19 protein-coding genes are annotated in these 14,843 nt (G+C 46.2%); 8 read left to right on the top strand and 11 right to left on the bottom strand.

Features of this window, described 5'->3' with window-relative positions:
* The first annotated feature begins 40 nt into the window (after positions 1-40).
* From LDL35_RS08535 to LDL35_RS08515, 5 genes are all read left to right on the top strand, one after another.
* Positions 41-358 carry a nucleotidyltransferase family protein gene (locus LDL35_RS08535; RefSeq protein WP_304021681.1) on the top strand — a complete coding sequence of 106 codons (318 nt, stop codon included), beginning with the start codon at positions 41-43 and terminating at the stop codon, positions 356-358.
* Complete coding sequence (locus LDL35_RS08530; RefSeq protein ID WP_304021678.1) at positions 351-833, top strand: hypothetical protein; 483 nt, start codon at positions 351-353, stop codon at positions 831-833. Before LDL35_RS08535 ends, LDL35_RS08530 begins: the two co-directional genes overlap by 8 nt.
* A 79-nt stretch (positions 834-912) precedes the next feature.
* Positions 913-1,260 carry a DEAD/DEAH box helicase family protein gene (locus tag LDL35_RS08525; protein ID WP_304021676.1) on the top strand — a complete coding sequence of 116 codons (348 nt, stop codon included), beginning with the start codon at positions 913-915 and terminating at the stop codon, positions 1,258-1,260.
* A 265-nt stretch (positions 1,261-1,525) separates the two neighbouring features.
* The gene (locus tag LDL35_RS08520) at positions 1,526-2,710 is read left to right on the top strand and encodes an AAA family ATPase (protein ID WP_304021674.1); all 1,185 of its coding nucleotides are present in this window, start codon (positions 1,526-1,528) and stop codon (positions 2,708-2,710) included.
* Complete coding sequence (locus LDL35_RS08515; protein ID WP_304021671.1) at positions 2,707-3,318, top strand: DUF4276 family protein; 612 nt, start codon at positions 2,707-2,709, stop codon at positions 3,316-3,318. Before LDL35_RS08520 ends, LDL35_RS08515 begins: the two co-directional genes overlap by 4 nt.
* 120 nt (positions 3,319-3,438) lie before the next feature.
* Here LDL35_RS08515 and LDL35_RS08510 read toward each other — a convergent pair whose 3' ends face one another.
* From LDL35_RS08510 to LDL35_RS08480, 7 genes are all read right to left on the bottom strand, one after another.
* Positions 3,439-4,647, bottom strand: coding sequence for an NADP-dependent malic enzyme (locus LDL35_RS08510; RefSeq protein ID WP_304021668.1), 1,209 nt, complete (start codon positions 4,645-4,647; stop codon positions 3,439-3,441).
* Positions 4,648-4,709: 62 nt separating this feature from the next.
* Positions 4,710-5,609, bottom strand: coding sequence for an STAS domain-containing protein (locus LDL35_RS08505; RefSeq protein ID WP_304021666.1), 900 nt, complete (start codon positions 5,607-5,609; stop codon positions 4,710-4,712).
* 371 nt (positions 5,610-5,980) lie between these two features.
* Entirely contained in the window at positions 5,981-6,370 is a 390-nt protein-coding gene (locus tag LDL35_RS08500) for a Zn-ribbon domain-containing OB-fold protein (RefSeq protein WP_011447221.1), read from the bottom strand.
* Between the two features lies 1 nt (position 6,371).
* On the bottom strand, positions 6,372-7,535 hold the full coding sequence (locus LDL35_RS08495) for a thiolase domain-containing protein (RefSeq protein ID WP_304021655.1): 1,164 nt from the start codon (positions 7,533-7,535) through the stop codon (positions 6,372-6,374).
* Positions 7,532-8,584 (bottom strand): hydroxymethylglutaryl-CoA synthase, encoded by a 1,053-nt coding sequence (locus LDL35_RS08490; protein WP_304021653.1) that lies wholly within the window; start codon positions 8,582-8,584, stop codon positions 7,532-7,534. Before LDL35_RS08490 ends, LDL35_RS08495 begins: the two co-directional genes overlap by 4 nt.
* On the bottom strand, positions 8,578-9,288 hold the full coding sequence (locus tag LDL35_RS08485) for a helix-turn-helix domain-containing protein (RefSeq protein WP_304021652.1): 711 nt from the start codon (positions 9,286-9,288) through the stop codon (positions 8,578-8,580). The genes LDL35_RS08490 and LDL35_RS08485 overlap by 7 nt, the downstream gene beginning before the upstream one ends.
* 76 nt (positions 9,289-9,364) lie before the next feature.
* The gene (locus LDL35_RS08480; RefSeq protein WP_304021650.1) at positions 9,365-9,679 is read right to left on the bottom strand and encodes a DUF3795 domain-containing protein; all 315 of its coding nucleotides are present in this window, start codon (positions 9,677-9,679) and stop codon (positions 9,365-9,367) included.
* A 175-nt stretch (positions 9,680-9,854) separates the two neighbouring features.
* Here LDL35_RS08480 and LDL35_RS08475 point away from each other — a divergent pair, with 175 nt between their 5' ends.
* On the top strand, positions 9,855-10,325 hold the full coding sequence (locus LDL35_RS08475; protein WP_304021648.1) for an Hsp20/alpha crystallin family protein: 471 nt from the start codon (positions 9,855-9,857) through the stop codon (positions 10,323-10,325).
* 6 nt (positions 10,326-10,331) lie between these two features.
* Here LDL35_RS08475 and budA read toward each other — a convergent pair whose 3' ends face one another.
* From budA to LDL35_RS08455, 4 genes are all read right to left on the bottom strand, one after another.
* Positions 10,332-11,051 (bottom strand): acetolactate decarboxylase, encoded by a 720-nt coding sequence (gene budA / locus LDL35_RS08470; RefSeq protein WP_304021646.1) that lies wholly within the window; start codon positions 11,049-11,051, stop codon positions 10,332-10,334.
* A 234-nt stretch (positions 11,052-11,285) separates the two neighbouring features.
* Positions 11,286-12,530 (bottom strand): serine hydrolase, encoded by a 1,245-nt coding sequence (locus LDL35_RS08465; protein WP_304021644.1) that lies wholly within the window; start codon positions 12,528-12,530, stop codon positions 11,286-11,288.
* 24 nt (positions 12,531-12,554) lie between these two features.
* Positions 12,555-13,028, bottom strand: coding sequence for a VOC family protein (locus LDL35_RS08460; RefSeq protein ID WP_304021642.1), 474 nt, complete (start codon positions 13,026-13,028; stop codon positions 12,555-12,557).
* A gap of 174 nt (positions 13,029-13,202) precedes the next feature.
* Positions 13,203-13,484: a DUF3147 family protein gene (locus LDL35_RS08455; protein ID WP_304021640.1), complete on the bottom strand. Its 282-nt coding sequence runs from the start codon at positions 13,482-13,484 to the stop codon at positions 13,203-13,205.
* Between the two features lie 192 nt (positions 13,485-13,676).
* Here LDL35_RS08455 and LDL35_RS08450 point away from each other — a divergent pair, with 192 nt between their 5' ends.
* Both LDL35_RS08450 and LDL35_RS08445 read left to right on the top strand, forming a co-directional pair.
* Positions 13,677-14,432 carry a sulfite exporter TauE/SafE family protein gene (locus LDL35_RS08450; RefSeq protein ID WP_304021638.1) on the top strand — a complete coding sequence of 252 codons (756 nt, stop codon included), beginning with the start codon at positions 13,677-13,679 and terminating at the stop codon, positions 14,430-14,432.
* Positions 14,433-14,514: 82 nt separating this feature from the next.
* Positions 14,515-14,843, top strand: a 329-nt coding sequence (locus LDL35_RS08445; RefSeq protein WP_304021636.1) for a PleD family two-component system response regulator, incomplete at its 3' end; no start/stop codon positions are given.

The raw sequence follows: 14,843 nt of genomic DNA, 5'->3' as shown, positions 1-14,843 counted from the left end.
TTTCGATATTGTCATATGGAAAAAATGATGAAGTACTACTATGAGTACGAGTTCTCTCTCATCCCTTCCATTTGTTCTTTCAGAATTGAATAGTCATATTGATGAGATTAGGGGGAAGTATGGGGTAACAAGACTTGGGGTCTTTGGTTCTGTCAGCCGGAAGGAGGATACTCCTGATAGTGATATTGATATTCTTGTGGATTTTCCCCCTGAAAAAGGGATTTATCGGAAATTTATTCATTTAGCCGATGAACTGGAAGAACTTTTTGGCCGGTCAGTTGATCTTGTAACCGTTAAAGGGCTATCTCCATATATACGACCATATGTAGAGCGTGAGGTGATTTGGGTTTATGGATGATGCGGTATTCCTTACTTATATCCTGGAAAAACCCCGGTTATTTCTCTCAAGGATGGTTCTGATCCTGTGTGTCTTTCTTTGCATGATTGCACCGATTCAGGCAGAGCGGGTATTCTTCTCTGACGGTACATTGTACAATGGTTCCCTATCGAAAGACGACATTCTGGAAAAATTTGAAGAATACACCGGTGAGGGACCGGTGATTGTGTTTCATGATCTCATCTGCCTCTCCTGTCAGGATGCGATGGATTATTTCAGGGAGTTTGAGCAACTCTACCCGGAAATACCCCTTGTGTATTATGACCTTCATGGCAACACGACGAACAAACTGCTGTTTGAAAAATACATGAAGGACTATCACCAGGAAAACCTCCTTGCACCGACCGCTTTTGTGGGTCCTGCAGGGATTGAAGGGAATGAGTCAATCCGGCTGGTGTTTGAACCGTTTGCTCTGTTGTATGTAGACAATCAGTGATTTTTATAAAACCAGATGTCATGTGACGTTACAAACCGTCAGAGATTAGTCTCTTAAAGCGCACCACGTTATAAGAATTGTGATACCATGTCCCCAGAGAGAGTTACCAGAAAAAGATCGATCCACTCCAAACACCCATCCCCTGCTCATATCCTACCCGATTCAGGCGAATCATGTGGTTGAAACAGCCATTGCAGAGCGAAAACAGAAGATGCTTGTTGCGATGGCGACCGGGACCGGGAAGACATTCACGATGGTAAACCCGGTATACCGGCTGATGAAGTCAGGGGTGGCGAAGCGGGTCCTCTTCTGGGTTAACCGGCGGGCTCTTGCTGTCCAGGCAATCCGGGCATTCGCATCATTTGAACCAGAACCGGGTCTCAAGTTTGACAAGATATATGAGGTGTATAATCAAAAATCTCATTAAATGACCGGGATGACGAAGAGAAGGTAAGTTTTAAAAAAATCCCTGAGTCATACCTGACCGACCCTAAACCAGATTATGCCTATGTCTCTGTCTGTACCATCCAGCGACTGACTATCAACCAGTTTGGACGCTCGTTTGATAGCGTTCTTTTTCAGATGATTACCGATTCCAATATGGCAATCTGTGTAGAGACGTGAGTGGTGGTGTCAGATATTATATATTACCGCTAATATGTCTGTGGCATAGATGAGATCAGGAGAATAACATGAGACTCTGTAGTCTTTCACTTAAGGGATTTCGTTCTTTTAAAGATATTTCATGGTCACCCAAATGTCTTAACATAGTTATTGGACCGAATGGAAGCGGGAAATCAAACCTTCTCAAATTACTGGATATGATACGTCTGTGTGCTGATGGAGAATTCAGAGATTATATCCTTCGTGAAGGGGGGATGGATCAGATTCTTTGGGATAACCAGGCAGAGAAAATTGAGATCCATCTCAATCTTTGCAGAGATGGGGACCATGAACAAATCGCTCCTTTCGATCTTGAATATTCCCTTCAGATTCGGAAAAAGGGATATGAGGGAGATTTTCAGATCGAACAAGAATTTTTACGTACTATTCATGATCCTTCTGGACATCATGAATCTGTCATGTTTTTAGAACGAAATCCTTCCCTATCATATTTCCGTAATTATATCGACGCTGATTCAATCTCTATGGAAATTGAATCCACCGAGACACTTTTATCACAATTAAAAACTCCATTTACAAAAGATTCTATTCCCTCTAAATTACAGAAGTTAATTTCTTCCTGGAGAATTTTTCAGTCAATTGATACCTCCCCTCATTTACCGATTCGCAAACCGACGATATCAAGACGTGATACCACCCTTTTCTTGGATGGAAGTAACCTCATCTCGGTACTTCACACCCTCTATACAACCAACCGTGATTTTGAACGATCAATAGACCTTGCAATGGTAGCAGCATTTGGAGAAGATTACGATAAACTTGTTTTTCCCCCAGCTGCGGATAAACAGATTCAACTTCGGATCAGGTGGAAGACTCTTAAACAGGAGCGTTCTGCATCAGATATTTCAGATGGAACCCTCCGGTACCTGTTTCTGCTCACAATTCTGGCTCACCCTGAGCCTGGTTCTCTGATAGCCATAGACGAACCGGAAACCGGACTTCATCCTGCTATGATGCGGATAGTCGCAGAATACGCAAAAGAGATGTCACAACGAACACAGGTTATTATCACCACTCATTCATCTGAATTTCTTACGGCCTGTGGTGGGTTTATTCCGAGCACTTTAATTATTGAATGGAAAGAGGGTGCATCTGTGATGCGACAAGTATCCGAAGAGAAGCTAAAATATTGGCTTGAAGATTATACGCTTGGGTCCCTCTTTTCCTCAGGTGAGCTTGAGGGGATGGAATGAGATTCATCCTGATTGTTGAAGGCGATACTGAAAAGAGGTCAATTGAGGGGCTTATCAGAAAGCATCTTGCAGAAAAGACCGGGCAGAATATCGGGGTTACAGCGATTAATATCAACGGGTATGGGAATTTTTTCCGTGATCTTCCCCAGAAAGTTAAAAAATACCTTGCCGGGCCGGACAAAGAGGAGATACTCGCTATTGTGGGACAGATGGATCTTTATAAGACACCGTATGCCCGTGATGTCAACCGTTCAATCCGGGAACGCATTCTTCAGGGAACTCAATTGTTCGAAGATTCAGTGAAGCAGGATCGGTTCAGGATGTTCTTTGCTGTTCATGAGTATGAAGCCTGGCTCTTATCAGATGCTGATAAGTTCGATCCTGCCATCAGAAACAGGATTGCTTCTCATGCACGAAACCCGGAAGATGTGAATACTGATGAACCCCCTTCAAAATACCTGAAACGTATGTATTCAGAATATTTACACAGAGAATACAAAAAGACTGTTGATGGAAAAGTCCTGATGGGAAAGATAGATCCAAAGAAAGTATATGAAAAATGTCCAAATTATCGTGCGATGATTGATTTTTTTGTTTCACTTATTTGAACTGGTTGTGTGATTGATTTTTATGACAGACCTTGTTGGCATATCATGAGGTTTTTGTAATAAGTGTGGATAAAATCACTCATACAGTTTTATTTAGGCAAAAAATTATTTTTCGCGATCTCACTCCTCTCTCACACACCCACACTTCTTCGCCATCTCTGCAACTGCCGCTGCCACCACCCGGGCAACGCCCCGGTCAAGGGGATCAGGCAAGATCTTTTCCGGGGTTGGATCTTTCACATACCGGGCAATTGCATGAGCCGCTGCAATCTTCATCTCCTCACTTATCTTCGTTGCACCTGCATCAAGAGCCCCCCTGAACACGCCCGGAAATACAAGGACATTATTTACCTGGTTTGGGAAGTCCGACCGGCCGGTACCGACAATTGCAGCTCCTCCTGCCCTGGCTTCATCAGGCATGATCTCCGGAGTCGGGTTTGCAAGAGCCAGGACAATCGGATCCGGGTTCATCTGCCGCACCATGTCAGCCGTCACCAGGTTTCCTGATGAGACTCCGACAAAGACATCAGCCCCCCGTAAAGCATCGGCAAGGGTCCCGGTCCTGAGCATCCTGTTTGTCTCGTCACCAAGCAGGTATTTGTAGATATTGTGATAGAGCCCGTGTCGTCCCCGGTAGATGATTCCTTCACGGTCACAGACGATGAGTTCTTTTACGGCAGTACATGTCTCTCCTTCATACCCGATGCATTTCAGCAGCCGACAGATGGCATATCCTGCTGCACCAGCCCCTGATACGACGACCGTGAGGTCTTTGAAATTTTTACCGGTCACTTTGCAGGCATTTATGAGGGCTGCAAGAACTGCAATCGCAGCACCATGCTGGTCGTCGTGCATCACCGGTATCCCGAGGTTCTGAAGTTCTTCCTCAATCTCGAAACACCGGGGAGCCGCGATATCTTCAAGGTTAATTCCCCCGAATACCGGTGCAATACTCCGTATATGGCTGATCAGGTCGTCATAATCGCCGGTGATACAGATGGGGAAAGCATCAATCCCGGCAAACTCCTTAAATAGAATTGCCTTCCCTTCCATGACCGGAATAGCCGCAGTCGGGCCGATATTTCCAAGTCCCAGGACGGCAGTTCCATCGGTGATGATGGCGATGGTATTTCGTTTTAATGTACAGGAAAATGCCCGTGTTTCATCCTCGGCGATGTACCGGCAGACATGAGCAACACCTGGAGTATAGGCAAGTGAGAGGTCCTCTCTGGTCTGCATCGGGACTTTTGACTGAACAGCAAGTTTCCCCTGATGGGTCAGGTGCAGTGCCAGTGATTTTTGTGCGATCTCCTCACGGTCAATATCCATGAGATGAGAGTCTCATCGGTTGGATATCAATGTTTGGAAATGTCAAAGAAAGAAAAAAGGGGTCAGGGTTCACGGTAGGGATTTACAATTCGTATTGTTGGTTTTGTACTCTGACCGTTCTGCCGTGGTGCTGCGGTCTGGAATGTCTGCTCTTCAGACATAATACTTGACTTGCTGACAACCATGTATCCCCGTGAGTCAAGGGCGTACTGAACTCCTTCCTGCAGCGTTGCGCGGGTTACAATATCTTTCAGGTCGATACCAAGTTTTACCATCATCATAGCTACTTCAGGTTTCACACCGGTCATTATAACCTGAGAGCCCAGAAGTTTGACTGCGGTGGTTGCCTTGATGATATGAGTTGCCACCATCTCGTCGATATGGGTGATTCCTGTTCCGTCCATGATGATTGATCTGGCCCGTTCACGGCTGATGGCATCCAGAAGCTGCTCGATCATCTTATTTGCCCGTTCGGCATCGAGTGTTCCAATCATGGGGAGGACAAGGATCTCATCCCATATCTTGGTAATCGGAGTGGAGAGTTCAAGAATTGCAGCATTCTTTTCACGGATGGATAATTCGGCTGCCAACTGATCACTGATATCTTCAAACCTGACCAGGATCTGATCCTCATTTGAGGAGCCGTACCGTCTCATCACTCCGGCCTTTACAATGAAAGTCTTTTTCCCCTGCGGGATGGGAATCTCGACCTCAAAGTGTCTGACTTCATTACCAGCATTTTTCAGACTTTCCAGCGTCTGTCTGATCACAGGAATATTCAGGATTCCATTTCCGATTTCATAGACTGATCTGCCTTCGATATCTGCCCTGCTCACCCCGAACGTCTGATCAAAAGCACGGTTACCGAAGACAACTGCATATTTTTCATTTAATACAAAAAGAGGTTCATCAATCGACTGAATTATCTCAAATGGATCAACATTGAGGGTCCTGGTTGACATATAGATGATCTATTCTCACCGGTTGATGTTATTACTTTTCATTAGATATCCACATCTCATATACAACGGAGATCCTGATTCCATGATCGAAAATAACCGGGATGAAGTTTACGTGAAAAACCGGGGGTTGCCCCGGTCCGGAGGAGGATAGCGATAATGAACGCTGTAAGTTCGGAGTAAGTTTATCCGGCGACCAAACCGGATATCTCTCCTGCCACCCGGGGGGATGGCGGTGTGATAAGTAATACTACTCACCGCAAGGTTATATAATTAACGTAAGGTTCATCGACATATCACGAACGTGCCTATATGTGGGAGGTATGGACAATACTGAAAAAATATGGAAAAAAGAGAATACGTGGGTAAAATGATTAAGCAGGGACAAATTTCGTCCCATAAAAGATTGCGCCGCTGGATCCGTCTTCTCCCAGTTTTCTGAAGACCCGTCTGACTGGCATACCTATGTACACCTGGTCGATATCACAGACAAGGTGGGAAGTAAGCCGGGTTCCTTCATCCAGCTCGATGATAGCAAGCACATAGGGAGTCAGAAGTTTGAAATTTCCTGAGGAACTCCGGATGATGGAGTATGTAACTACCTTTCCGGTTCCTTTAAACTGGTGGTCTACGATCTTTCCTTCCCGTCTGCAATCAGGACAAAATCCCCGGGGCGGGTAGAAATATTTTCCACAGGTTGTACACCTGGTTCCAATCAGATTATACCGGTTCTGCTGTTTTCTCCAGAATCGTGCGACTGACATCTTATACCCTCCCAAAGATATGACAGACAACCGTGGCTCCGGTACCACCAACGTTATGAGTCATTCCAATTTCAGTATCGATCTGTCTTCCCTTTGCATCGCCACGGAGCTGTTTGACCGTCTCATAAACCTGTTTGACACCGGTTGCTCCGACCGGGTGACCACATGCCTTCAGACCGCCGCTTGGGTTGATCGGTATCTTTCCACCAATTGCAGTCTGTCCCTCTTCAGTCAGTTTGCCTGCCTCACCTTTCTTACAGAATCCGAGATCCTCAATTGCACAGATCTCGGCAATGGTGAAACAGTCATGCACTTCAACAAATCCGATATCTTTCCGTTCGACCCTGGCCATCTGAAATGCCCGGTTCCCAGCAGCAACGGTTGCATCGAGGGTGCAGATATCTTTCCGGTCGTGCAGGGCGATAGTGCTTGATGCCTGTCCGGCTCCAAGGACCTTGATGGGAGTGTCGGTAAATTCCCGTGCCCGTTCCAGGGGGGCAAGGATGACTGCTGCAGCCCCGTCGGTCACCGGGGAACAGTCAAAGAGCCGGAGCGGATCTGCGACAAGGGTTGAACTGATAACGGTATCAAGAGTTATCGGTTTTCTGAACTGGGCATTTGGATTCTTTGCACCGTTATCATGGTTTTTCACCGCGACCTGCGCCAGTTGCTCTCTGGTCAGGCCGTACCGGTGCATATACTCCGTTGCAATCATTGCATACAGGCCGGGGAATGTAATACCTGCAATTCCTTCCCATTCCCGGTCTGCTGCTGCGGCAAGAACATCAGTCGTAACTTCGGTTCCTACATCAGTCATCTTCTCAACACCGGCAGCGACCACGATATCTGACATACCTGATGCAACGGCGGTGTATGCCTGTCTGAATGAGAGACCTCCGGATGCACAGGCTGCCTCAACACGGGTTGCCGGGATGTTATCGGTTGCAAGACCTGCATAATCTGCAATCAGGGCACCGATGTGTTCCTGCTCAACAAACCTGCCAGCACTCATGTTTCCGACAAATATCTCGTCTATCTGTTCACCGGAGAGGTTTGCATCCTCAAGGGCAAGAGCCCCTGCCTCGACAAAGAGGTTACGGAATGATGTCTCCCACTTTTCTCCGAACTTCGTACAGCCTACGCCGATTACTGCAACTTCTCTCATTCCATCATCACCACTTTGCCTTTGTGTTTTGCATAGACTGCATAATCTACAATCTTCTTGTCTGCCAGGAGAGCAGAGACTGATGGTGCTGCATCACGGTTAAAGAGGTCTGAATTGATGACATCAGTAACGGTAATATCAAACGAGTCACTCCCAGACCCGGATCCGTATGAGGTCATAAAGATCCGGTCTCCTGGTTTTGCGATATCCAGAACCGCTGAAAGACCGACCATAGAGGCACCGGAGTAGGTATTTCCAAGATAGGTAACCGCAAGACCCGGCTTTATCTGCTCCATGGTAAATCCGAGCATTGATGCTGCCTGAACAGGGAATTTCCCGTTTGGCTGGTGGAAGACTGCATAGGTATAGTCAGATGGCTTTGTTCCCATCTTTTCAAGCATCATCTTTGAAGCACCAATGACATGCTTAAAGTACGCAGGCTCTCCGGTAAACCGTCCGCCATGACGTGGATAAGGCTTGTTTTCACGTCTCCAGAAGTCCGGGGTGTCGGTGGTAAATGAACAGGTATGATTGATTTCGGCGATTGGATCGTCGTTTCCGATGATCATGGCCGCTCCACCGGCTGCAGCGGTATATTCGAGTGCATCTCCTGGTTCTCCCTGGGCAACGTCTGCACCGACTGCAACAGAATAGGTAACCATCCCGGATTTTACAAGACCCATTGAGGTCTGAATTGCGGCTGTTCCTGCCTTACAGGCAAATTCGTAATCTGCAGCGGTCATGACGGGGGTTGCCCCGATTGCTTCTCCGACGGTAACAGCCGTAGGTTTCACCGCGTAAGGATGCGACTCTGATCCGACATATACCGCTCCAATGTCTGCAGGGTTGATTACTCTCCGTGCCATTGCTGCACGGGCAGCTTCAACGGAGATGGTGATCGTGTCTTCATCCATATCTGGCAGTGCCTTTTCAAAGACACCAAGGCCACGGGAGATTTCAGTGCCATTCGCACCCCATACCCGGGCAATCTCTTCTACTTTGATACGGTACCGTGGGATATATGCACCGTACGAGATGATTCCTACCATTTTTCTTCCCTCAGTCTCTCCACGATATCTTCGATGCCCAGTGTCGTACACATAAGGGTGATGTTATCCTTCTCGGCCATTTTTGGCACAATCGGGTGCACATCGCCAAGGCTGATACCGTGAAGCACTACGCACCGGGGCTTGAAGGGAGTAACCCGGATAGCCACCATCGGCGACTTTCCATTTGAAACTCCGGTAAAAATGAGCGCCCGCTCAGTACTCCAGCCGTATATCCGGTTAAATTCGCTCGCGGTCAGGTTCATAATCGCCCGGAGACTGTCAATTACCGTGTATCCATAAATGCTCAGATGCACCGGACCGGTAATGATATCGGCACCGATGACACCGGCGAATGTTGACAGGTTGATGGGGCTTTTGTAATCATGAAGATCATAAATTACGCCGTCTCCCATCTCTGCAAAGAGGAGGGATGCATATTTATGGATATACTTCCCGCCTTTTCCTTCATCAATGGCAAGAATACTGTCAACAATTCGTCCGATAATGGCAGTGCCCGGACTTTTTCTCCTCCCGCTTTCATAGTCACTAATGACTGATGGCGATACACCAAGGTACTCGGAGAGTTGTCCCTGAGATATGTCAAAGCTCAGTCGCCATTTCTTCAGGGTTTTTCCCGGAGAATCAGAGAGTGTTATCTCCCCCGCCATCTTCTCCGCGAGTCGATGACGAAGTCCCGATTCCATACCAGTACACTATGATGGAGAGTGGTTATATAATTAACGAAGATCAGTTCGACAAAGAGCGATAATGGATGGGTTGTCAGGGTTCCTCATATGCTCTCTTTCTCCTCATTAAATTCTCTTTCTGCTTCTCAAGCATCTTCGCTGCCTCTTCTTCAGAAACATCAGGATCGCGGAATCTATAGTATTTTTCACAGGGCATCTCATCACAAAGTCCGCAATGGGCGAACTGTTTTTCATTTGCACAACATTCATGAACCGGGCAGACATCAGTATCTGCAAATTCAGTCCAGAAGACACTGCCGTCTGACTCGTCACATCCCGGACAGTCTCTCTCGAAATGATCACACTCATCACAGTACATCCCACAGACGGTAGGTATCTCCCTGGTCATGTATGATGTCTCTGTTTTCCCTGGTAATGAAGAGTAGGTTCAGATTCAAAACGATTCAATATTGAATTATTTCGACAAATGCATAAAATGATTTCAAACCGACTCCCTGAAAAAATTTATTTTTTGGTACATCTATATACGATTCTGTCTGGCATCCAGACAAGAGGAGATGTACATGGCAATCATCAAACGTGATCCGTTCCACATGTTCAGGGGTGAACTGGATAATATGTTTGCCGAGATGGAAAACCGGTTTCAGTCACTCCTCCCCTCTTATCCTGCATATTCACAGGGAGGGCGTGAACTTTCCCCTGTTTTCTCCGGTGGGTTCACCGTGGATGTAAAACAAAAGGATGATCAGGTTATTGCAAAAGCTGATCTTCCGGGTTGCAATAAAGAGGATGTCAAAATCCGACTGGTCAGACCAAACCTCCTTCAGATCTCCTGCCAACGGACCGATGAGAAAGAACAGGAAGATAAGGACTTTTTTATTCGGGAGCGGTTCTATGGTTCGGTCAGCCGGAGTGTTCCCCTGCCGGTTGAGGTTTTAGAAGAAGGAGCACAGGCCAGGTTTGAAAACGGGGTATTAGAGGTCACTTTCAAACGGGCAGAGAAAGAGAGTGGCGGGGATATCCCGATTCAATAATTTTTTTCACGGATGGATATAGGTAAACCCTGTTACCGGCTGGATTGAGATTGTCACGTTCTCAATTGTATAATTGAGGGCATGTCCGCCGGATGTATTATCTGCTGATATAAAGTGTTGATGGAACCCGGCCACATTTACACCTGCCATCCAGTCCGGGAACCAGAATCCGGTCAGTGTCCCGGTAACCGGGCCAAGGTCAAAGATCGATTGGTTTTGAATAACTTCTGATAATGGCGGGTAAGGAGGGTTCTGAGAGGGAACACTGCGTGCCTGCATATCTGCAAAATCTCCGGTAACTTTCACGGCATACATGGTATCATCATCAGGGAATAAGTCGGTGATGACTGTATAGACCTCCGCTTTATCCAGGGTTTCATTCACCTGGTGAGTGATGGTGGGACTGAAGTCTATTATGTTTGCAAAACAGACTTTTGTGTCGTCTGATGGCTCAGACACCTTTCCATCGTTGGTTATCTGCCAGACCGTCCCGTCAAGCATGAGCAGTTCTCCATCCATGTGTTCATACCCCCCGATCCCGAATGTTCCGTTATTTTTGAGGTCTCCAACGGTTACGACTCCGTCATACTGACCGTCAGCAAGGAGTGAGTATGCTGATACGTGAAAGAGGTTCGAGGAAGGAGTATCATCTATTCCTGCTGATCCGGGAACCATAACTAAGAGAACGATACAAAGAACGACTGCTACCTGGTGGGGATGTACCATAATATTCATTATCACTCGGGATACTTCTCTTTTTTTAACGCTCATTCCGCTCATGGTATCATATCCATAGTCTTGGAGCAAACACTTGAGGTGAAAAAGCAAATCCTGGCAATATCCTGGCCTGATTTCAATGTCCGGGATATTGAGAATGATTCCAATTTTTTCAATACTGCAGATGAACCTGCCCTGGAAAATATGTCAATGAGGGTCAGGAGAGATGAATAATGCCAATTTTTAAATATTATCGCTCTCATTACTGAGCCCACTTGTTTTATGCTTCACCTGCATTCGTTCCAGAAGAGCAATTGCATTATTGATGACATGATTCCCGGTAATGGTTGCTGTATCGGCAAGGATAATAACTCCTGTCTGCAGGTCAGGGTTTAAGGCGATAGCTGCCTGGTGTGCGTTGGTCTCTCCTGATTTATTGAGGATGGTGGTTCCGTCCCGGTTATAGAGAATATCCCAGAATAGCCCTTGTTTCATGAGCGGCGGCCCTTCTGTTATAAGTGCATATGGTTTTTGAGTCATCGCTATTGCGTCTGATAACGGGGTATCAATTAAGCCAAGTTCAGCAGCGAGAAATACTGCCATATCATCTGCGTTTGAATGGACTCCGCCGGTTGCAGTCCAGAAATCATTGAACCTGATAAGAATTGCTTCATCGGTCGGATACTCATATCCCCGGTAGCCGTTTGCTCTTCTTTTTAGATCCTCCATGGTCCACGATGCCCCGGAATGTGTCATTCCAAGAGGTTTTAGGATCATTTTTTCGAGAAGGTCTGGATACGTTTCTCCATATGCCTGTGCAATACTTGCCCCTGCAATCGCCGCACCAAGGTTTGAATACAGATACTGATACCCAGGTGGTGCGAGAAGTTTTGTCGTTTCCAGCCATTCACAGGTGTCATTGAATGAGAGTGTCAGATAATGATTCATGGACTGCTCAATCTGGTCGGCATATGACGTATCAGGATCATACTCTGAAAATGCATCGGGGGTTGAAGGAAGGCCGGAACGGTGGGTAGCAAGATCCAATCCGGTGATCTCCTTTCCTTCATAATCCGGAATCGGGCAGGTATCACCAAACCAGGTCCGTGTCGGCGCAGATATGGTATACACTCCTTCCCTTTCCCCGACGGCCATTAATAATCCTGTCATCACCTTAGAAACCGACCCAATATCAAAGAGTGTTTCATTACCTGGGGTGTTTCCCGCCCTCGTCTTCAGGCTTCCGTATGGATATATGGTATATCCATGTGGATCCACCAGCACGACGACCAGGCCATTGGTTACATTATAGGTGATGAGGGGGTCGATATACTGGTCAACCTCGTCCCTGGTCATACCGGTGAAGTGATCCCGTGCAGATTCTCTCCACGCTTCAGGGGATGGCAGGGCATCTCCCGGAATTATAAGGAGAAGTATGCAGATCATGGTCACAGAGATGAAAGTGTGCTTCTCCGGATCTGTCATCATCTTCTCCACCCTATCTGACACCTCTTACTGCTGTAATACCATGGTAATGAATTCTATAGGCATCCAGGTTTTTTCCGAAATCTTCTCTGGTGTTAATCCTTCTTTTGCCATCTGCCTGACCACATGATCCATTGATTCACCCATCTCGATAAGGTTTCCGTCAGGATCAAAGAATCTGATTGTCCGCTGATTCCATGGTGTGACCTGAATCTCATGCAGGAGACGAACTTTTTTATCTGCCAGAACTGTAGCAAATTTCTCGATCTCATCAGTTTCAAAATAGAGTTCCTGTGCAGGTTTTTCCGGATTGGTGATAGAATCAGCCCCTGGGTAGAGGAGATATAATGCATCCTTCTTCTCCCAGAGTGAGATTCCCCCGGCAAATGTTACAAGGCCCCCAATATCGAGTTCAACTGGAAGATTGAAGAGTTCCTGGTAAAATTGTTTGGAAACGGCAATGTCGGAACATAACAGAACTACTGAACTGTATTTTATCATGATTTACTCCGGTATAGGTACAGTGAGCGGATATCCTCCTTTCTGCTCAGTATCTGTTTTGTCACCGGGTATATGAATCTTTAATATGCAGGGTGAAAGTGAAAAGGTGAAATATTATTGAATTTCCATGGATTACTCGCTTTTACGCCGTATTTACAATATATCCCCCACCACTTACATGAAGACAATCCGGTGGATAATGACGATACCAATGAGCCAGATAAGATATGCTCCGGCAATTCCCATAAGAAAAGATACGTGTCCCAAGAGAATATACAGGGCGAGGATGAATGCAAGGGTTGGAATTGCAAAGTAGAATGATCCCAACGTTAATTCTCTGGTTACGTCCTGACCAGATTCAAAGGTGGTAAAGAGAAATGCGATGGTGGTGGTAATTGGTGCGGCAGCAAGTATCCCTCCATATTTTGGGTCTATATGCTGGACTATCAGAGTCACTCCGATTATAATGAACCCGGCGGTTAGGAATTTGATTATGGTATACAGATAATCCATGGTACTGATGTATTATGTGAATACATAGTATATGAGGAGAAGAACCGGCATTGACATCACATCACCAGAACTTCTTCGCACCTCAATATATGCGCAAACAGATAATTATGGGAAAAAACGTACCTGATCCGGTTCATGAATGAACTTTTTGTCTTCGGAGCGGCATTTTTAGCTGGACTGATAAATGCACTCGCAGGGGGAGGCACTCTCGTGAGTTTTCCGGCGTTGCTAGCCTTCGGTATTCCACCGGTTACAGCAAACATTACCAATACTTTGTCGCTCTGCCCTGGATATTGTGGCGCGATGATTGCCCAGCAAAAGGAGTTTGCTTTTCAGAAGAGCAGAATTCGTCAGGTCCTTCCAATCTGTATTGCTGGTGGTCTTATTGGCGGGTTTCTGCTCATCCATTCCGATGAATCATCGTTTCGGACACTCATACCCTACCTTATTCTCTTCGCCTCAGTACTACTTGCCGTGCAGGATCGGGTAAAAAAATTTTTGATACATGGTTCATATCACAAAGCCCATCCCCGGCTTGTGACCGGCGGGGGATTCCTTCTCTTGTTTTTTGCCGCAATATATGGGGGGTATTTTGGTGCCGGAGTAAGTGTTATCATCATTGCCGTCCTGGGTCTCCTCTATGATGACTCGCTTGTCAGTCTGAATATTCTCAAACTACTCATTTCATTCAGTGTGAATCTGGTGGCTTCACTCTACTTCATCTTCACCGGCAGTATTTTGTGGGCACTTGTGGTTATCATGAGTATCGGGTCCGTTTTCGGCGGTCTTGTCGGAGGCACGTTTGTGGAAATGGTTCATCCTGAAGTGTTCAGATGGATAATCGTCGGTCTTGGGCTGTGTATTTCTCTTTGGTATTTTATATATGGGTAAATTTCTCCTCAATCATACATGACTCTCATCATCAGAGGATATATCTATAGCTCTGCACCAGACTGTATATAGAAGGGATCAGATGACTGATGCATTGAAAATCCTCGTTGTTGATGATCATCCAGACATTTGTCTGGCAGTACAGGCAATACTGGAGGAAGAATCCTGGAATGTCGTTATGGCAAATAGCGGGGAGGAGTGTATTAAAATATTGGAGGGTGGTTTCTCCGGATTGATTCTCCTTGATATCATGATGCCCGATATGGACGGTTGGGAGACAATACGAGAGATTGAGTCACGTGACCTGTACCATCAGATCATCATCTGTATGCTTACTGCAAAGGATAATCCGGATGAAGGAATGATTGGCATTGAAAAGTATGTATCTGATTACATTACCAAGCCAATTAT

Origin of the sequence: Methanospirillum hungatei, assembly GCF_020216685.1 — an archaeon.
GTDB lineage: Archaea > Halobacteriota > Methanomicrobia > Methanomicrobiales > Methanospirillaceae > Methanospirillum > Methanospirillum hungatei_B.
The sequence above is the reverse complement of the archived record's forward strand: the minus strand, read 5'-3'. Positions and strand labels throughout refer to the sequence as shown.